The following is an 18,811-nucleotide window of genomic DNA, read 5'->3' on the forward strand; positions in this document are numbered from 1 at the left end:
ATCTCTCGCCTGGCGAGAGATACCAGCCAGTAACCCGTGCCGAGGCGCCTCAGTCGTCCCAGCCGTCGTCGTCACCGTCGTCGTCACCGGGGCCGTCGTCGTCACCGGGGCCGTCGTCGTCGCGGTCGTCCAGGTCGTCGTCGAGGTCGTCATCGTCGTCGCCCCGGTCGTCGAGGTCGTCGCGGTCGAGGACGCCGTCGTTGTCGTCATCATCGTCGTCGCGGTCGAGTCGGCCGTCGTCATCGTCGTCGTCGTCATCCACGGGCGCGACCGGGGCGGCGGGGATCGGCAGCGCGGGCCCCGACCCCGGCACCGCGGGCACCGAGACGGCGACGGGCATCGGCGCGCCCTCGGTGGCCGCGCAGCCGGTGAGGGCCAGCGCGCCGCCGAGGGTGGCGACGATGAGCAGGGAGCGGGTGCGTGTCATGACGGCCTCCGTGTCCGGTGCGGGCGTCTCTCGCCCGGCACCGACCAGCGTCGGCGGCGCCCGTGAGGTCCTCGGGAGACCGTCATGAGGGCCCTCTCATGGCGGGCGGAGGGCGTCGCGCGCGAGGTCGACGAGGCCGTCGTCGTCGCGGGCGGCCCCGCGGCGTTCGGCGCGGGCGAGGGCGTCGTCGCCGAGGCGCGCGGCGAGGGCGTCGCGCAGGGCGGCGAGCCGGGCGGCGTCGGGCCCGTAGAGCGGTCCGCCCGAGCGTCGGGTCCCGAGCCCGCCGAGGAGCTCCGCGGCGAGCTCGTCGTGGCCGGTGTCGGCGAGCATCTCGGCGACCCCGCGCAGGCCGACCCACTGGTGGGTGCGGTTGCCGGTGCCGCGCCAGTGCTCCAGCGACGCGAGGGCCGAGCGCGCGGCGGCCGCGGTGTCCCCGGCGCGGGCGCGCAGCGAGGTGAGCGTGACCAGGGCGACCCCCAGCGCGTACTGCTCGCCGACGTCCCGGGCGAGCCGCACCGCCTCCTCGACCCGGGCGAGCGCCGCCGCCGGGTCGGTGTCGGCGCGGACCTCGCCGGCGAGGTAGGCGACCCACGGCGCGAGCAGGGGGTCGCCGGCCGTGCGCATCGCGGTCTCGAGCGCCTCCGCGTCGGCGACGGCCGTGGCGAGGTCACCGCCGTAGGCGACGGCCAGGAGGCGCGAGCCGTGGGCGAGGACCCCGACCCGGTCGCCCGGGCCGGCGAGGCGCCCGGACTCCGCGGCCGCCTCCGCGCAGTCGTCCGGGCGCCCGGCGAAGAGGTCCAGCTCGGCCTGCAGGTAGGCGAGGACCGCCGCCGCGCGGTCACCGGGTGCGGCCGCGGCACGCCCGGCGGCGACGAGCGCCCGGGCACGCTCCAGGTCGCCGGCGAACCGGGCCCCGCCCGCGGCGACCGCGTGCACGGCCGCTCCGGGCTCCCCGCCGGCCAGCAGCTCGTCCGCCCACGTGAAGATCTCCGGGGTCATGCGGACCTCGGCGACGTCGACCAGCAGGCCGACGATCGCGGCCGCGAGCCCGGGCGCGTGCCGGCCGGTCCACGCCACGGCCGCCCGGACCTCGTCCCACTCCGCGGTCACGGCCGCGAGCCGGCAGGTCGCGTCAGGTCCGGCGAGGAGGCCGTCACGCGCCACGACGGCGAGGACGTGCTCGGCGTGGCGGCGACGCAGCGTCGCGGTGTCGCCGGTCTCGTCGAGGCGCTCGCGGGCGTGGGCCCGGACGGTCTCGAGCAGGGCGTAGCGCGACGGCACCCTCCCGGCGTGGTCGACGGACGCCGTGAGCAGGGACTTGTCGACGAGGTCGGCGAGGACACCGTCGAGGTCCGGCTCGCCGACCACGGCGCGGGCGGCCTCGCGCGTGAAGCTGCCGGCGAACACCCCGAGCCGGGCGAGCACCGCCTGCTCCCGCACGTCGAGCAAGCGGTAGGACCAGTCGACGACCGCGTGCAGCGTGCGGTGGCGCCCGTCGGCACCTCGGTGCGGGCTGCGCAGGAAGCGCCGCTGGACGGGGAGGTCGGCGGCGAGCTCCGCCGGTGAGAGCACCCGCATCCGGGCGGCGGCGAGCTCGATGGCCAGCGGGAGCCGGTCGAGGCGCCGGCACACCTCGAGCACCGCGTCCCGGTTGGTCGGCGAGACGGCGAACTCCGGGTCGGCGGCGGCCGCGCGTTCGGCGAAGAGCGCGACCGCGGCGTCGTCGGCCAGCGGCGGCACGGGCCGGAGCCGCTCGCCGCGGACGCCGAGGGGTTCGCGGCTCGTCGCGAGCACCGCGACCGTCGGGCATCCGGCGCTCAGACCGGCCACCAGCGCGGCGACGGCGTCGACGACGTGCTCGGCGTTGTCGAGCACCAGCAGCATCCGCCGGCCGCGCAGGACGGCGTGGACGTCGGTGCCCGACGCCCCGGGCGCGCCGAGCGCCGCCACCACCGCGGGGGCGACCTCGGCGCCCGCGGTGACGGTCGCGAGCTCGGCGACGACGACGCCGTCGGGGAACGACGCACCGACCGTGGTGGCGACGTGCCGGGCGAGTGCCGTCTTCCCGACCCCGCCGGGGCCGACGAGGGTGACCGGCCCGTCCCCGATCGCCGCCGCCACGCCCGCCGACGCCGCCTCCCGGCCGAGCAGCGCGGGCCCCGCGGGCCCCGCGGGCCCCGTCGGCCCTATCGACGACGGAGCGAACGCGCCGTTCGCTGCTTCTAGCGCAACGAACGGCGCGTTCGCTGCCACAGGGGTTGCGACAGGAGGAGGCGACGGCGGGGGCGCTCCCGCCAGCACCGCCGCCTCGAGCCGGCCGATCTCCGGGCCCGGGTCGAGGCCCAGCTCGTCGGCGAGCACGTGGCGGTAGTTGGCGACGGCGGCGAGGGCGTCGCCCGGGCGCCCGGCCCGGTGCAGCGCATCGACCAGCAGCTCGCGGCGGCGCTCCCGCAGCGGCGTCGCGGCCACCATCTCCTCGAGGCGGGCGACGGCGTCGCCGGGGCGGCCGAGGTCGAGGTCGGCCTGGGCGCGGGTGTCCTCGAGGTCGGCGCGCAGCTCGTCGAGGCGGGCGGCGACCGGCCGGAACGGGTCCTCGTCGGCGAACTCGGCGAACGCCGGTCCTCGCCAGAGCGCGAGGGCCTCGTCGAGCAGGTCGACGGCGCCCCCGGCCCGCGCCCGGTCCCGGAGGACGACGACCGCGGTCGCGTCGAGCACCTCCGGTGCGAGTGCGTACCCCGGCGGCCGGGTGACCAGCACGCCGCCGGGCAGCACCCGACGAGCCCGGGCGACCAGGCTGTGCAGGGCGGCCTCGCCGTGCTCGGGCGGCTCGTCGGGCCACACGTGCTCGACCAGCCGGTCGACCGGGACCACCCGTCCGGGCTCCAGCGCGAGGACGGCGAGCAGCCGCCGCACCCGCGCGGAGCGGACCGGGACGTCGTCGACCGCGATCGCACCCAGGACCCGCAGCACGCTCGTCACGCCCCACCACCTGCGGCGGGAGCGTAACGCCCCTTGACCCCCGACCGGACGGGTGCTTGCATCAATGCACTCGTTGCACGAATGCAAGGAAGAGACGATGGACGAGCGGGAACGCCTCGCGACCAGCTTCGGCGACATGCGGCGCGCAATGATCCCCGCGTTCCTGCTCGACCTGCTCGGCGCCGTCGACGGCGGTGACGAGCTGTCGATGACCCAGCTCGCGACGCTCTACGTCCTCGACTCCGGCGAGGCGGTGCCCCTCGGCACGCTGGCGGAGCGGGTGGGGCGGTCGGTCTCGGCCACGAGCCGGCTGGTGGACGCCCTCGTGCGGCGCGGGCTCGTCGAGCGCCAGGAGCACCCCACCGACCGGCGGGTCCGCCTGGTCGCGATCGCCAAGGACGGTGGGGGCCTGCTGCGCCGCCTCGAACGCACCCGCGCCGACGCCCAGCTCGAGATCATGAACCGCCTCGACCCCGCGGACCGGGCCCTGGTGGGACGCGCGATGGCCCTGCTCGGGGACGCGGCCCGGCAGGAGAAGAGGCCGTGATGACCGACCTGGTGCTGCCCCTCGAGGCGATCGACCCCGACGACCCGGCGACGCTCGGGCGCGTCGGCGGCAAGGCGTCCAACCTGGCGGCGCTGATCCGCGCCGGCCTCCCCGTCCCCGGCGGCGTCTGCGTCACGACGGACGCCTACCGGCGAGCGGTCGGCACGGCGCTCGACGCCCTGCTGGCGGACGGGACCGACGTCCTCGCCGAGAAGGCCCGCGCCGCCGTCCTCGCCGTCCCGGTCCCCGACGACGTCGCGGACGCCGTGCGCGCCGCGTGTCCCGAGGGGCCGGTGGCCGTGCGCTCGTCGGCGACGGCCGAGGACCTGCCCGACGCCAGCTTCGCGGGCCAGCAGGACACCGAGCTCAACGTCGTCGGGCCGGACGCGGTCCTGGAGGCGGTCCGCCGGTGCTGGGCGTCGCTCTGGACCGACCGGGCCGTCGCCTACCGCGGGGCCCAGGGCATCGACCACGCCTCGGTCGCCCTCGCCGTCGTCGTCCAGCGGATGGTCGACGCGCGGTGGGCGGGCGTGCTGTTCACGGCGAACCCGGTCACCGGACGGCGCGGCCAGTCGGTGATCGACGCCGCGCCCGGGCTCGGCGAGTCGGTGGTGTCCGGGTCGGTGGATCCCGAGCACCTCGTCGTCGACCCCGACGGCACGGTCACCCGGCGCGCGGGCACCGGCGGCTCGCTCGTCCTCCCCCGGGCGGGCGGGGGCACCGAGACCGTCACCGGCTCCGGGGCATCCCCCCTGGACGGCGAGCACGTCGGCGCCCTGGTCGCCCTCGGGCAGCGGGCGGAGGCGCTGTTCGGGGCGCCGCAGGACACCGAGTGGGCGGTCGACGGCGACGGCACGGCGTGGCTGACGCAGTCGCGCCCGATCACCACGCTGTACCCCCTGGTCCCCGGACGCCCCGGCCTGCGCCTGTTCCTGTCGGCCAACGTCGCGCAGGGCGTGTTCCGGCCCTTCACCCCGGCCGGGCTCTCCGCGGCGCGGCACCTCGGGACGAGCGTCGCCCGCCTGCTCGGCACGCCGGTCGACACTCCCGAGGCGGGGCCGCCGATGCTGTCCGAGGCGGGCGGGCGCAGCTTCGTCGACCTCACCGACGTCCTGCGCAGCCGCGTCGGGCGGGCCGGGGTCCGCGGGGTGCTCGGGGTGATGGAGCGGCGCTCGGCCGAGGTCGTCGCCACCCAGCTCGACCGCCCCGAGCTGTCGGTGACGCGGCGCTCGCCGCTGCCGGCGCTGCGGCGGATCGGCCGGGTCGCCCTCCGCTACCGCATCCCGGTGCACGTCGTCGACGCATGGGTGCGCCCCGCCCGTGCCCGCGCACGCGCGTTCGCCCTGGTCAGCGCGGCCGAGGCGACGCTGCCGTCGCCCCCCGGCGCGTCCCGCGCGGAACGGGTCGACCGCGCGCGGTGGATGCTCGCCGACGCCTTCGCCCCGATGGCCCCGCGCATCGCGCCGGCCCCGGCCGCCGGGTTCCTCGCGCTCGGGCTCGCCGCGAAGCTCCTCGGCGACCGGGCACGGCCGGGCGAGCTCGGCACGGTCCTGCGGGGGCTGCCGCACAACGTCACCACCGAGATGGACCTCGCGCTGTGGGACCTGGCGGCGCGCCTGCGTGACGACCCCGCCGCGCTCGCCGTACTGGCCGCGGGCGGACGCCCGCCCGGCCTCGACGCCTTCCTTGCCGTCCACGGTCGCCGCGCGGTCGCCGAGATCGACCTGGGCCTGCCGCGGTGGTCCGAGGACCCGGCCCACCTGCTCGGCGTACTGGCCAACTACGTCCGCCTCGACGACCCGGGGCGCGCCCCGGACGCCGTGTTCACCCGCAGCACCGCGGAGGCCGAGGCGACGGTCGCGACCCTCGCCGGACGCCTGGGCGGCCTGCGCGGGCGGGTCGTGACGGTCGCGCTGCACCGCGCCCGCGCGCTCGTCGGCCTGCGCGAGCTGCCGAAGTACTGGCTGGTCACGGTGCTGGCCGCCGCCCGGGCCGAGCTCGCCGCGGTCGGCGCCGAGCTGGCCTCCGCCGGTCACCTCGACAGCGACGACGACGTTTTCTTCCTGAGCCTCACCGAGGCCCGCGAGGCCGTCGATCGCCGCGCCGTGGTCCGCGCCCGGCGCGCGACGTACGACCGGGAGCTGCGCCGTCGCCACGTGCCACGCATCGTGCTCTCCGACGGCACCGAGCCCGAGGCGCTCGCCGACAGCGGCGAGGCCCCGGACGGCGCCCTGACCGGCGTCCCGGCCTCGGCCGGCACGGTGACCGGCCCGGTCCGCGTGATCACCGACCCCCAGGGCGCCCACCTCGAGCCCGGCGACGTGCTCGTCTGCCCGTCGACCGATCCCGGGTGGACGCCGCTGTTCCTCACCGCCGGCGGGCTGGTGATGGAGATGGGCGGGTCGAACTCCCACGGCGCCGTGGTCGCCCGCGAGTACGGGCTGCCGGCCGTCGTGGGCGTCCGGGACGCGGTGGCCCGCCTCGCCGACGTGGCGTGGGTGCGCGTGGACGGCACCAGCGGACGAGTGGAACCTGTCGACGATCAGCAGAGCCGGTAGAAGCGGAAGATCTCGTGGTCGAGCTCCGCGAGCACCTCGACCGTCGAGAACCCGGCCGCCCGGGCGTAGGACTCGAGCGTGTCGCGGCGCATCACGGTGCCGGTGCCCACCGAATCGGGCGTCGACATCCCGTCGGGCAGGCAGCAGAGCAGCGAGAAGCCGTAGAACAGCCGCTCGATCTCGTCGCCGTCCGGCGCGAAGGCGTCCGCCACCTTCTCGTCCATGATCAGCACGGTGCCGCCCGGGGCGACGGCGCGGCGCATCCCGGCCAGCACCGCCACCGGGTCGGGCATGTCGTGCACGCACTCGAAGGCGCAGACGAGGTCGTAGGCGCCGGCCGCGGCCGTCTCGATCCCGGCGTGGTGGACGGTCACGCGGTCCGCGACGCCGTCTTCCGCCGCGTGCCGGCGCGCGGCGTCCACCGAGGCGGCGTCGACGTCGAACCCGTCGACGGTCGCCGCCAGGTAGGCCCGCGCGATGCCGATCGCGGACCAGCCCTCCCCGAGACCGACGTCGGCGACCCGGCCGCCGGCCCGGAGGGCGGCGTCGACGTCGCCGAGCAGCGGCAGCTGGTCGCGGCACAGCGCGTCGCGCAGCAGCGGACGGTTCTGCGCCGCCTGGCCCTCCCGCGCGTCGTCGCCGAACGTCTCCCAGCTGACCCCGCCGCCGGTGCGGTAGGCCTCGAGGAGGTCGTCGACGCGGCGCAGGGTCGCGACGAGGATGCGCGCGAACGGCGTCAGGACGGCCTCGCTGTCGAGGTCCGCGAGCACCGGGACGTGCTCGGCGGGCATCGCGAAGCGGCGGGCGTCGGGCGCGGCGGCCGGGTCGTCGACGGTGAGCATGCCGCTCACGGCCTGGTGCTCCAGCCACTCCCGCGCGTACCGGGCCGCGGTCCCGGTGCGCGCGGCGAGCTCCGGCGCCGTCGCCGACCCCTCCTCGGCGAGCGACCGGTACCAGCCGAGCCGGTCGCCGAGGTAGAGCGCGGCGGTCTGTTCCATCCCGAGGATCCAGCCGAAGACGGTCTCGGCGCAGGCGTCGGTGGTCCGAGGGTTCTCGATCGTCGTCATGCCGGGAACCGTCGCGCCGGAGCCTGTCGGCCCGCTGCCGTCCCGCTGTCACCGCGACCGAGCGAAGGGCCCCCTCGGTCGATCTATCCGATCGAAGGGGCCCTTCGCTCAGTACCGGGTGTGACGTCAGGCCGCGCGCGACACCACCAGCGCGCCGGTGCCCGCGTCGCCCTGCTCGTCGAGGTCGACCGCGACCGTGTCGCCCTCGCGGACGTCGCCGGCGAGCAGGGCCTTGGCGAGCTGGTCGCCGATCGCCGACTGCACGAGCCGGCGCAGGGGCCGGGCACCGAAGATCGGGTCGAAGCCCTGCAGCGCCAGCCACTCGCGGGCGGCGTCACTGACCGCCAGCGTCAGGCGCCGGGCCGCCAGGCGGGCACCGAGGCGCTCGAGCTGGATGTCGACGATCGAGGTCAGCTCCTCGGTCGACAGCGCGTGGAACACCACGACGTCGTCGAGCCGGTTGAGGAACTCCGGCTTGAACGAGCGCCGCACGACCTCCATGACCTTGTCCCGGCGGCCGTCGTCGTCGAGCGAGGTGTCGACGAGCGCGGCGGAGCCGAGGTTCGAGGTCAGCACGAGGATCGTGTTGCGGAAGTCGACCGTGCGGCCCTGGCCGTCGGTGAGGCGCCCGTCGTCGAGGACCTGCAGGAGCACGTCGAAGACGTCCGGGTGGGCCTTCTCGACCTCGTCGAGCAGCACCACCGAGTACGGGCGGCGCCGGACGGCCTCGGTGAGCTGGCCGCCCTGGTCGTAGCCGACGTAGCCGGGCGGGGCGCCGACGAGGCGGGCGACGGAGTGCTTCTCGCCGTACTCGCTCATGTCGATGCGGATCATCGCCCGCTCGTCGTCGAACAGGAACGCGGCCAGCGCCTTGGCCAGCTCCGTCTTGCCGACGCCCGTCGGGCCGAGGAACAGGAACGACCCGGTCGGCCGGTCCTCCTCCGCGATCCCGGCGCGGGCACGGCGCACGGCGTCCGACACGGCCCGGACGGCCTCGGCCTGGCCGACGACCCGGCGGCCGAGCTCGTCCTCCATGCGCAGGAGCTTCGCGGTCTCGCCCTCGAGCAGGCGCCCGGCGGGGATGCCGGTCCAGGCCGACACGACGTCGGCGACGTCGTCGGGGCCGACCTCCTCCTTGAGCATGACCGCGCCGGCCTCCGCGGTGGCCGCCTCGGCCGCGGCGAGCTCCTTCTCGAGCGCGGGGATGCGGCCGTACCGCAGCTCCGCGGCCCGGCCGAGGTCGCCGTCGCGCTCGGCGCGCTCGGACTCGCCGCGCAGGGTCTCGAGCTGCTCCTTGAGCGCCCGCGACGAGTCGATCGAGTCCTTCTCGCCCTGCCACCGCGCGGTGAGGGCGGCGAGCTCCTCGCGGCGCTCGGCGAGCTCGGCGCGCAGCGCGGACAGGCGCTCGCGGGAGGCCGGGTCGGACTCCTTGTCCAGCGCCATCTCCTCGATCTCGAGGCGGCGCACGGCGCGCTCCACCTCGTCGATCTCCACCGGCCGCGAGTCGATCTCCATGCGCAGCCGCGAGCTGGCCTCGTCGACGAGGTCGATCGCCTTGTCGGGCAGGAACCGCGCGGTGATGTAGCGGTCGGAGAGCGTGGCCGCGGCGACGAGCGCGGCGTCGGTGATCCGCACGCCGTGGTGGACCTCGTAGCGCTCCTTGAGCCCGCGCAGGATGCCGACCGTGTCGTCGACGGTCGGCTCGCCGACCAGCACCTGCTGGAAGCGGCGCTCCAGCGCCGGGTCGGACTCGATGTGCTTGCGGTACTCGTCGAGCGTCGTCGCGCCGACCATGCGCAGCTCGCCGCGGGCGAGCATCGGCTTGATCATGTTGCCGGCGTCCATCGCCGACTCGCCGGTGGCACCGGCCCCGACGATCGTGTGCAGCTCGTCGATGAACGTGATGACCTGGCCCGCGGAGTCGGTGATCTCCTGCAGGACGGCCTTGAGCCGCTCCTCGAACTCGCCGCGGTACTTGGCACCCGCGACCATCGAACCGAGGTCCAGGGCGACGACGCGCTTGCCGCGCAGCGACTCCGGGACGTCACCCGCGACGATGCGCTGGGCGAGCCCCTCGACGATCGCGGTCTTGCCGACGCCGGGCTCGCCGATGAGCACGGGGTTGTTCTTGGTGCGCCGGGAGAGGACCTGGACGACGCGGCGGATCTCGGCGTCGCGGCCGACCACCGGGTCGAGGTCGCCCGAGCGCGCGCGCTCGGTGAGGTCCTGGCCGTACTTCTCCAGGGCCTGGAAGGTGCCCTCCGGGTCGGCGGACGTGACGCGCCCCGAGCCGCGGACCTTGGTGAAGGCCTCCTTGAGGGCCTCGGGCGTGGCGCCGTGCCGGGTCAGCACGTCGCCCGTGCGCCCGCCGGCCGCGGCGAGCCCGACCAGCAGGTGCTCGGTGGAGACGTACTCGTCGCCCATGTCGGCGGCGAGCTGCTGGGCGTGCTGGAGCACCCGCGCCATCTCGCGGTCGAACTGCGGCGCCGCGACGCTCGAGCCGCTCGCGCTCGGCAGGCCCGCGAGGACCTTCCCGACGTCCTGGCGGACGGCCGACGGATCCGCCCCGACCGCGCGCAGCAGCGGCTCGGTGAGCCCGTCGGTCTGGTCGAGCAGCGCCGAGGCGAGGTGGGCCGGCGAGACCTGCGGGTGCCCGTCGACGGTGGCCGCGCGCACGGCGTTCGACACCGCCTGCTGGGTGCGGGTGGTGGGGGTGAAGTCCATCGGGTGTGTCCTCCTGCATCGACGAGGTGGTGACGGGCGGCCCACCAAGCCGCTCGCCGTAACTTGAGTCTGCCTAGCTCAACTCTGTCGCAGCGTCATTTCTTCCCCTCACCTCGTCCCGGTGACCGGTCACCCAGTGCAACGACGGGGAAGCGCGGCAAATCGGACCGTCGTCGCTGCTCAGCGTGTGTCCAACCACCGTCCGGCGCACGTGCCGGGCCGAACGACGAGGCCCCGTTGGGGACCCTGCGTGACGACTCGCTGCGGGCTGTCATGATGACCGTGACGCGCGGGTACCTGGTTCCCGCGCCGGGGGGTCGAGGAGGAACGCCGTCCATGTCCGCGGAGCCGCTGTCCGGAGACGGTCCGGCCGACCCGGACCCGGTCTCCACGGGCCGGGTGGCTCCGGCGCGGCGCGGTGCGAGCGGACCGAGACGCCTCGCCCCGGTCCGCACCGTCCCGCCGCCGCCCACGACGCCGATCGTCCGGCCGGGACGGCACGTGGCCCGGGACGGCACCCCGAACGGGTCGGCCCCCGAGCCGCAGCGCGAGCCACAGCCGGAACCGCAGCCCGAGCCACAGCCGGAAGCCCCGGCGCCGGGTTCCCTGTTCGAGCCGCACGTCCCCGCGACGCCGCCCGCCCCCGCCGAGAGCCCGGCCCCCGCGGCACCCGTGGCACCCGCTCTACCCGAGACCCCGGAGCAGCACGCCGCCCGCCGGGTCCGGCAGACGTGGACCGAGGTCGAGCCACGGGCCGACGAGCTGGCCGACTGGTTCGCGGCGCTGCTGTTCAGCCTCGCGCCGGAGGTCCGCGCGCTGTTCCCTGCGCGCGTCACCGACCCCGCCCGCCGCCTGCTGCGCTCGCTCGTGCTGCCGATGAGCACCGTCGACCGTCCCGGTGAGCTCGACGCGATGCTCGCGTCGCTGGTGCGGGAACACCGCGCACTGGGCCTGCGGGCCGAGCAGTACGAGGCGCTGGGTGTCGCGCTGATCGGGGCGATGCGCCGGTTCGGCCGCTCCTGGGACGAGGCCACCGAGCACGCGTGGGTCCACGCGTTCTCGCTGGCGGCGGGGCCGATGGAGCAGGCGGTCCGGGCCGCGAACGCCCACGAGACGCCGGCCGTCACCGGGGGCACGGTGGTGGGCCACCGGCGGCTGGGCCGGGACCTGGCGGTCGTGCACGTCGCGCCCGACAGCCCCGTGCCGCACCGCGCGGGCCAGTACCTCACCGTCGAGATCCCGCAGCGACCGCGGATGTGGCGCCCGCTGAGCCCGGCGACCGCGCCGCGTCCCGACGGGCTGCTCGAGTTCCACGTCCGCGCGGTCGAGGGCGGCTGGGTCAGCCGGGCGATGGTGGCGCACGCGGGCGAGGGCGACCGGTGGCGGCTCGGTCCCCCCGCCGGGCGGCTGGGCCTCGACCCGCGCAGCACCCGCGAGGTGCTCATGGTCGCCGGCGGCACGGGCGGCGCGCCCGTGCTCGCGCTGTGCGAGGACATGGCCCGGTGGGCCCGGCCGCGCCCGTGCACGGTGTTCCTCGGGGGGCGGGTGCCGCAGGACCTCACGGTGCTCGACCGGCTGACCGAGCTGGCCGACCGGCACCCGTGGCTCGCGGTGGCCGCCGTGTGCGAGGACGACCCGCTCGACGAGCGGACGCTGCCGGGCGTGCTGCCCGAGGCGGTCGTGCGCAGCGGGGACTGGTCGGAGCACGACGTGCTGCTCTCCGGTTCGCCGCGGATGATCCGCGCGACGGCTGCGGCGCTGCTCGTCGACGGCGTCGGGCTCGACCGCATCACGTACGACCCGTTCACCGAGTAGCGGGTCAGTCGCGCCGGCGCGGGCCGGGCTGCCAGACGACCACCGACTGGGTGCGACGCGCGGGCAGGCGGTCGCTGCCGCCGTCGGCGCTGTTGCGGGCGGCCTGCTCGGCGGCGGCGCGCCAGCGGGAGAGCTCCTCGGTGACCTCGGCGAGCCGGTCGGTGAGGGCACCGACCTCACGCTCGAGCTCGATGATGCGCTTGATGCCCGCGAGGTTGACCCCGTCCTCCTGCGAGAGCCGCTGGACCTCGCGGAGCACGGCGATGTCGCGCACCGAGTAGCGCCGGCCGCCGCCGCTCGCGCGGCCCGGGGTCACGAGCCCGATGCGGTCGTAGGACCGCAGCGTCTGGGCGTGCATCCCGGCGATCTGGGCGGCCACGGAGATCACGAAGACCGGGGTGTCCTCGTCGGCCCACGCCGGCAGGGGCGGCAGGGCGGCAGCGCCGAGCGGGGCCGGCCACGGCCCGCGCTCGTTCCCGCTCACGACGCCGTCTCCCTCCGTGCGGCGGCCTCGGCGCGCCGGGTGAGCTCGGCGCGGGGGTCGTGGTCGGCGGTGGCCCGGACGTAGGCGTCGAGCGCCTCGCGCGCCTCGCCGCTCAGCCGCTGCGGGACCGAGAGCTCGACGGTGACCAGCAGGTCGCCGGTGCGGCCGTCCTTGCGGCGCACGCCGCGCCCGCGGACCCGCAGGGTGCGTCCGCTCTGGCTGCCCGCGGGCACCTTGAGCGAGACCTTGCCGTCCATCGTCGGCACGGTGATCGTCGTGCCGTCGACCAGCTCGGGGAACGTCACGGGGACGGTGAGCGTGAGGTCGTCGGCGTTGCGCTCGGAGCGGCCGAAGAGGTCGTCGGGGTTGACGTGGACGACCACGAACAGGTCGCCGGCCGGTCCGCCGCGGCTGCCGGGCTGGCCCTGGCCGGCGAGGCGGATGCGCTGCCCGTCGTCGACACCGGCGGGGATGCGCACGGTGAGGGTGCGCGACCGGGTGCTGACGCCGTCGCCGCCGCACTCGGGGCACGGGTCGTCGACGATCGCGCCGGTGCCCGAGCAGTCGCGGCACGGCTCGCTGAACGCGAACGCCCCCTGGCTGCGCGACACCACGCCGGCGCCGCCGCAGGTCAGGCAGGTACGGGGGCTGGTGCCCGGCTTGGCGCCGTTGCCGCCGCAGTTGGTGCAGCGCGTCGGCGACGCCAGGCGCAGCGGCAGCGTCGTGCCGCCGACGGCCTCGGAGAAGTCGATGCGCACGTCGGTCTCGACGTCCGCGCCGCGCTGCTCGCGGGGGCGGGTGCCGCCCATCCCCGGCGTCGGGCCGCCGGGCGGGGCGCCCGCCCCGCCGCCGAACAGCCCGCCGAGCAGGTCACCGAGGCCCCCGGCCCCGGGCTGGCCCCCGCGCCCGGCCCCGCCGCCGAAGAGGTCGCCGACGTCGAAGCCGCCGGAGAACCCGGTGCCGCCGGCGCCCGCCCCGGCGCCCCGGCCCCCACCGAAGCCACCGAAGCGGCCGCCGGAGAACAGGGTCCGGGCCTCGTCGTACTGCTGGCGCTTCTCGGTGTCGGAGAGCACCCCGTACGCCTCGCCGGCGGACTTGAACCGGGCCTCGGCCTTGGCGTCGCCGGGCTTGGCGTCGGGGTGGTTCTCCCGGGCGATCTTGCGATACGCCTTCTTGATGTCGTCCGCGGAGGCGTCCTTGGCCACGCCCAGCTCGCGGTAGTAGTCCTTCTCGACCCAGTCACGGGCGCTCATGGCCGGACTGCTCCTTCCGCGGTGTGGGGGGTGTGGTGGTCAGGATCGCCCTCAGGAGGTGCCGGCGTCAGCCGGTTGGGACGAGGTGTCCGCCGGGGCGGAACCGTCGGAGTCGGTGACCCCGACCATGGCGGCGCGCAGCACCCGGTCGCCGAAGCGGTAGCCGCGCCGCATCACCGTGGTGACGGTCGGCCCCGAGACCTCCGACGACGTCTCGTGCGCGACGGCCTCGTGGACCGACGGGTCGAACGCGTCGCCCTCGGTCCCGAACGGCTCGAGCCCGGCACGCTGCAGGGTCTCGGTGAGCCGGTCGGCGACGACCTTGAACGGGCCGGTCAGGTCGCCGTGGTTCTGCGCGCGCTCGACGTCGTCGAGGACGGTGAGCAGCTCGTTCGCCACGGAGGCCTTGGCGCCCGCCACGGTGGACTCGCGCTCGCGCTCGGTGCGGCGGCGGTAGTTGGTGAACTCGGCCGAGACCCGCTGGAGGTCCGCGGTGCGCTCGGCGAGCTCGCCGCGGACCCGCTCCAGCTCGGGGTCGCCCGCACCGTCACCCGCACCGCCGTCGGCGGCCGCGGCCGACGCTGCCGCCGCGGACTCCGCCGCGCGGGCCTCGCCGGCGATGGTCGCCGCGCCCTCGGGCGCCGCGGTGTCACCGCCGTCGGTGGCGCCGTCCGGCTGGGCGGTGCCGCCCGCGTCCCGACCGGAGGTGGGGACCCCGCCGACGCTGGAGTCGGTGGCGACGTCGGCCGGGGGGACATCGGTGGCGTCGGCGCCGTTCTGGCCGACGACCGGATCCTGCACTGTGACCTCCTCGAGAGGCTCCGCCCCGGCGTCGCGGGGTCGGTGACGGTGATCAGGGCTGTGTGGTCGTTCTCCGACGAGCGGACGGACCCGCACCGGCGGGGCCGCGGCGGCCCGCGCCGCGACCCCGCCGGACGGTGTCAGTCCTTCTTGTCCTTCTCGTCGTCGACGATCTCGGCGTCGACGACGTCGTCGGCCTGGGCCGAGCCCGTCGCGCCCTCGGCGCCGGCCGCACCGGCGGCGTCGCCGCCCTCGGACTGCTGCTGGGCGTAGAGGGCCTGGCCGAGCTGCTGGGACTCGGTGGCGACCTTCTCCGAGGCGGCCTTGATCGCCTCGGTGTCCTCGCCCTCGAGCGCGGTCTTCAGCTCCGCGACCGAGGCCTGGACCTTCTCCTTGACGTCCGACGGGAGCTTCTCGTCGTTGTCGGTGATGAACTTCTCGGTCTGGTAGACCAGCGTCTCGGCCTGGTTGCGGACCTCGGCGGCCTCGCGGCGCTTGCGGTCCTCGTCGGCGTGGGCCTCGGCGTCGGCAACCATCCGGTCGATCTCGTCCTTCGAGAGGGCGGAGCCGCCGGTGATGGTCATCTGCTGGGACTTGCCGGTGCCCTTGTCGACCGCCGAGACGTTGACGATGCCGTTGGCGTCGATGTCGAAGCTGACCTCGATCTGCGGCACGCCCTGCGGGGCGGGCGGCAGGTCGGTGAGCTCGAACATGCCGAGCTTCTTGTTGTAGGCCGCGATCTCGCGCTCGCCCTGGAAGACCTGGATCTGGACCGACGGCTGGTTGTTCTCCGCCGTCGTGAAGACCTCGGACTTCTTGGTCGGGATCGTCGTGTTCTTCTCGATGAGCTTGGTCATCACGCCGCCCTTGGTCTCGATGCCGAGGGACAGCGGGGTGACGTCGAGCAGCAGGACGTCCTTGACGTCACCGCGCAGCACGCCGGCCTGCAGCGTGGCGCCGACGGCGACGACCTCGTCGGGGTTGACGCCCTTGTTCGGCTCCTTGCCGCCGGTCAGCTCCTTGACCAGGTCGTGCACCGCGGGCATGCGGGTGGAGCCGCCGACGAGCACCACGTGGTTGATCTGGCCGACCGAGATGCCGGCGTCCTTGATCACCTGGTTGAACGGCTTGCGGCACCGGTCGAGCAGGTCGGAGGTGATCCGCTGGAACTCGGCGCGCGAGAGCGTCTCGTCGAGGAACAGCGGGTTCTTCTCGGCGTCGACGGTGATGTAGGGCAGGTTGATGCCCGCGGACGAGGAGCTGGAGAGCTCGATCTTGGCCTTCTCCGCCGCCTCGCGCAGACGCTGCATCGCCATCTTGTCCTTGGACAGGTCGATGCCCTGCGAGTTCTTGAACTTGTCGACGAGCCAGCTGATGATCCGCTCGTCCCAGTCGTCACCACCGAGGTGGTTCTCGCCGTTGGTGGCCTTCACCTCGACCACGCCGTCGCCGATCTCGAGCAGCGAGACGTCGAAGGTGCCGCCACCGAGGTCGAAGACCAGGATGGTCTGCTCGGTCTCGCCCTTCTCCAGGCCGTACGCCAGCGCCGCCGCGGTGGGCTCGTTGACGATGCGCAGCACGTTGAGGCCCGCGATCTGGCCGGCCTCCTTGGTGGCCTGGCGCTGCGCGTCCTCGAAGTAGGCCGGGACGGTGATCACCGCGTCGGTGACCTCCTCGCCCAGGTAGGCCTCCGCGTCGCGCTTGAGCTTCTGCAGCGTGCGGGCGCTGATCTCCTGCGGGCTGTACTTCTTGTCGTCGATCTCGACCGACCAGTCGGTGCCCATGTGCCGCTTGACCGACCGGATGGTGCGGTCGATGTTGGTGACGGCCTGGTTCTTGGCCGACTGGCCCACCAGGACGTCACCGTTGCGGGCGAAGGCCACCACCGACGGGGTGGTGCGGCTGCCCTCCGAGTTCGCGATGACCGTCGGCTCGCCGCCCTCCAGGACGGCGACCACGGAGTTGGTCGTGCCGAGGTCGATGCCGACCGCTCGCGCCATGCTCGTGTCTCCTCTCGAGACCCGTGGATTCCGGGGTGTCGTTGAGTGCTGCTCGCTCAAGTGTCTGCCCTGCGAGGCCATCCTCGCAAACCTGACCTGAGTCTCTCGCGCTCAAGTGTGTCATCCCGACCAACGGAGCATCTCACCGACTTGTTCCCGGTGGGCTCAACTTCCTCGGATCGGCGGCGCGAGTTCGGCCACGGCGGCGCCCAGATCGGGTGCGTGGAAGCGGTAGCCCAGCTCCAGGGCCCGGCGCGGCACCATGCGCTGACTCGTCACGATCATCTCCGCCGCCGGGCCCAGGCGGTCGCGGACCGCGTCGGCGGCCTCGGGGACGCCGCACACGGCGCCGGTGGACACGGCCAGCTCGGCCGCCAGCTCGTTGTGCCGGACGGGCGTCGGGGCGACGACGTTGAGGACCCCGGCGCAGCGGTCGTCCCCGAGGGCCGCGACCAGCAGCCCCACGACGTCGTCCACGTGCACCCACGGGACCCACTGCGTCCCGGCGCCCAGGACGCAGCCGCGCCCTTCGGCGAACGGGCGGCGGAAGAACTCGAAGGCGCCGTGCGCGGGACCGAGCACGACCCCGATGCGGGCGACGACCACGCGGACGGTCGGCGGGGCTCCGCGCGCCGCCTCCTCCCAGTCCGCGTACACGTCGCCCAGGACGAGATCGCGTGACGCCGGGACGTCGTCCGGCAGCTCGGTGTCCCCCGCGTCCCCGCAGACGGTGAAGCCGCTGCCGCTGACGAGCACGCCCGGCCCGTCGCGGCGGGCCAGCGCCCGCACGACGCGTCGCGTGACGTCGACCCGGCTGCGCCGCATCACCTCGACGTACTCCGGTGTCCAGCGCTGCTCGAACACGTTCCGGCCGGCGAGGTTCACCACCGCCCCCGCGGCCGTCACGGCCTCGTCGAGATCGTCGCCCGTGCCGACCCACGACCAGCCCGGGTGGGCGTCGGCGGCCACGGCGGGCTCACGGGACACGCCGGTCACCGTGTGCCCGGCCGCGTGCAGGGCGGCGGCCACCCGGGCGCCGATCCAGCCGTTCGCGCCCGTGACGACCACCGGGGTCGGGTCGGTCACGCAGTCAGCGTAGGAGCGGGAGCGGCGTGCGGGTCAGGCCCGATCAGACCCTGTTCCGGGGCGGGTGGCCAGCGGCAGCAGCTCCCCCTCGTCGAACTCCACCGCCCGGGTGCCCAGCGGGACACCCGTCTGCTGGGCCTCCATCATCTGTCCGTTCCCGAGGTACATGGCGACGTGGTGGATGGTGTCCGGGTCGGACTCGTCGTACGCCCAGAACAGCAGGTCCCCCGGCTGCGCCTGCTCCACCGGCACGTGCGCGCCCGCGTGGTACTGGTCCCGCGAGACGCGCGGCAGGACGATGCCGGCCCGCTGGTAGGCGCGCAGCATCAGCCCGGAGCAGTCGTAGCTGCTCGGGCCGGTGGCGCCCCAGACGTAGGGCTTGCCGGTCTCGGCCGTCGCGAACTCGATGGCCGTGCGGGCGACGCCCGGCGGCAGGGCGGCCGCCGGTCCGGGGCCGGCCTCCGCGGCGGGCACGCACTCCTGGATCGCGCCGGCCACGCCCGCGAGGTCGGTGACCAGGCTGTTCGCCAGCGACTCCCACTTCGCGTAGGCGTTGGGGAACGCCGAGCGCTGCACGATCTGGGCGGCCTGTGTGACGGGCATCGTGTCCCAGCCGGGGACCGTGAGCAGGCGCTCGAGGAAGGTCCGGGTCGCGTAGACCGGATCGCGGACCTGCGCGGGCGTGCCCCAGCCCTGGCTCGGGCGCTGCTGGAAGACCCCGAGCGAGTCGTGGTCCACCGCGACGTCCATGCCGACGGTGCCCATCTGCGACTCCTGCATGGCCGTCGCCAGCGCCACCACCCACCCGCGCGGCGGCACGGCCATGCCCTTGGCGACGCCGATGATCGTCGCCGCCGTCTGGCGCTGCACCTCGTCGAGCTCGGCCGAGGTCTGCGGGGCGTCACTCGACGGCCCCGTGCCCGTGCCGGCCTCGCAGGTGGTGCTGTCGGCGTCCTCCCCGCCGCCCGGCACGAACTGGCCGACGACGAGCAGCCCGGCCGCGAGCACGACGACGAGGAACGCCGCGAGGGCGGCGACCGGTAGCAGCAGGCGCAGGATGCGCAGGCGGG

General features: G+C 75.4%; 13 protein-coding genes. 3 read left to right on the forward strand and 10 right to left on the reverse strand.

Features of this window, described 5'->3' with window-relative positions:
• Positions 1-49 precede the first annotated feature (49 nt).
• Entirely contained in the window at positions 50-427 is a 378-nt protein-coding gene (locus tag WCD41_RS19780; RefSeq protein WP_337715526.1) for a hypothetical protein, read from the reverse strand.
• 96 nt (positions 428-523) lie between these two features.
• The gene (locus WCD41_RS19785) at positions 524-3,406 is read right to left on the reverse strand and encodes an ATP-binding protein (protein ID WP_337715528.1); all 2,883 of its coding nucleotides are present in this window, start codon (positions 3,404-3,406) and stop codon (positions 524-526) included.
• Positions 3,407-3,503: 97 nt separating this feature from the next.
• Between WCD41_RS19785 and WCD41_RS19790 the strand changes: the two genes are divergently transcribed.
• Positions 3,504-3,953, forward strand: coding sequence for a MarR family winged helix-turn-helix transcriptional regulator (locus WCD41_RS19790; protein ID WP_337715529.1), 450 nt, complete (start codon positions 3,504-3,506; stop codon positions 3,951-3,953).
• On the forward strand, positions 3,953-6,511 hold the full coding sequence (locus WCD41_RS19795) for a PEP/pyruvate-binding domain-containing protein (protein ID WP_337715531.1): 2,559 nt from the start codon (positions 3,953-3,955) through the stop codon (positions 6,509-6,511). Before WCD41_RS19790 ends, WCD41_RS19795 begins: the two co-directional genes overlap by 1 nt.
• Here the strand turns inward: WCD41_RS19795 and WCD41_RS19800 are convergent.
• A complete protein-coding gene (locus WCD41_RS19800) occupies positions 6,496-7,578 on the reverse strand; it encodes a class I SAM-dependent methyltransferase (RefSeq protein WP_337715532.1) in 1,083 nt (360 codons plus the stop codon). The two genes, WCD41_RS19795 and WCD41_RS19800, sit on opposite strands and share 16 nt — an antisense overlap.
• A gap of 126 nt (positions 7,579-7,704) precedes the next feature.
• Complete coding sequence (gene clpB / locus WCD41_RS19805) at positions 7,705-10,302, reverse strand: ATP-dependent chaperone ClpB (RefSeq protein ID WP_337715534.1); 2,598 nt, start codon at positions 10,300-10,302, stop codon at positions 7,705-7,707.
• A 336-nt stretch (positions 10,303-10,638) separates the two neighbouring features.
• Between clpB and WCD41_RS19810 the strand changes: the two genes are divergently transcribed.
• Complete coding sequence (locus WCD41_RS19810) at positions 10,639-12,117, forward strand: FAD-binding oxidoreductase (protein WP_337715536.1); 1,479 nt, start codon at positions 10,639-10,641, stop codon at positions 12,115-12,117.
• 4 nt (positions 12,118-12,121) lie between these two features.
• Here the strand turns inward: WCD41_RS19810 and WCD41_RS19815 are convergent, their stop codons facing one another.
• From WCD41_RS19815 to WCD41_RS19840, 6 genes are all read right to left on the reverse strand, one after another.
• Positions 12,122-12,601 carry a heat shock protein transcriptional repressor HspR gene (locus WCD41_RS19815; protein WP_373695159.1) on the reverse strand — a complete coding sequence of 160 codons (480 nt, stop codon included), beginning with the start codon at positions 12,599-12,601 and terminating at the stop codon, positions 12,122-12,124.
• A complete protein-coding gene (locus WCD41_RS19820; RefSeq protein ID WP_337715538.1) occupies positions 12,598-13,854 on the reverse strand; it encodes a DnaJ C-terminal domain-containing protein in 1,257 nt (418 codons plus the stop codon). Before WCD41_RS19820 ends, WCD41_RS19815 begins: the two co-directional genes overlap by 4 nt.
• A 51-nt stretch (positions 13,855-13,905) precedes the next feature.
• A complete protein-coding gene (gene grpE / locus WCD41_RS19825) occupies positions 13,906-14,655 on the reverse strand; it encodes a nucleotide exchange factor GrpE (protein WP_337715541.1) in 750 nt (249 codons plus the stop codon).
• 140 nt (positions 14,656-14,795) lie between these two features.
• Positions 14,796-16,655, reverse strand: coding sequence for a molecular chaperone DnaK (dnaK, locus tag WCD41_RS19830; RefSeq protein WP_337715543.1), 1,860 nt, complete (start codon positions 16,653-16,655; stop codon positions 14,796-14,798).
• A gap of 165 nt (positions 16,656-16,820) precedes the next feature.
• Positions 16,821-17,741 carry a TIGR01777 family oxidoreductase gene (locus WCD41_RS19835; protein WP_337715544.1) on the reverse strand — a complete coding sequence of 307 codons (921 nt, stop codon included), beginning with the start codon at positions 17,739-17,741 and terminating at the stop codon, positions 16,821-16,823.
• A 33-nt stretch (positions 17,742-17,774) separates the two neighbouring features.
• Positions 17,775-18,806, reverse strand: coding sequence for a C40 family peptidase (locus WCD41_RS19840; protein ID WP_444876307.1), 1,032 nt, complete (start codon positions 18,804-18,806; stop codon positions 17,775-17,777).
• Positions 18,807-18,811 lie beyond the last annotated feature (5 nt).

The organism is Actinomycetospora aeridis (assembly GCF_037400275.1).
In the GTDB taxonomy this organism is placed as follows: domain Bacteria; phylum Actinomycetota; class Actinomycetes; order Mycobacteriales; family Pseudonocardiaceae; genus Actinomycetospora; species Actinomycetospora aeridis.

What these genes read in the sequence shown, in the direction of transcription:
- WCD41_RS19780 (WP_337715526.1), bottom strand. Translation starts at nt 427, where the DNA reads ATGACACGCACCCGCTCCCTGCTCATCGTCGCCACCCTCGGCGGCGCG.
- WCD41_RS19790 (WP_337715529.1), top strand. Translation starts at nt 3,504, where the DNA reads ATGGACGAGCGGGAACGCCTCGCGACCAGCTTCGGCGACATGCGGCGC.
- WCD41_RS19795 (WP_337715531.1), top strand. Translation starts at nt 3,953, where the DNA reads ATGACCGACCTGGTGCTGCCCCTCGAGGCGATCGACCCCGACGACCCG.
- WCD41_RS19800 (WP_337715532.1), bottom strand. Translation starts at nt 7,578, where the DNA reads ATGACGACGATCGAGAACCCTCGGACCACCGACGCCTGCGCCGAGACC.
- clpB (WP_337715534.1), bottom strand. Translation starts at nt 10,302, where the DNA reads ATGGACTTCACCCCCACCACCCGCACCCAGCAGGCGGTGTCGAACGCC.
- WCD41_RS19810 (WP_337715536.1), top strand. Translation starts at nt 10,639, where the DNA reads ATGTCCGCGGAGCCGCTGTCCGGAGACGGTCCGGCCGACCCGGACCCG.
- WCD41_RS19820 (WP_337715538.1), bottom strand. Translation starts at nt 13,854, where the DNA reads ATGAGCGCCCGTGACTGGGTCGAGAAGGACTACTACCGCGAGCTGGGC.
- dnaK (WP_337715543.1), bottom strand. Translation starts at nt 16,655, where the DNA reads ATGGCGCGAGCGGTCGGCATCGACCTCGGCACGACCAACTCCGTGGTC.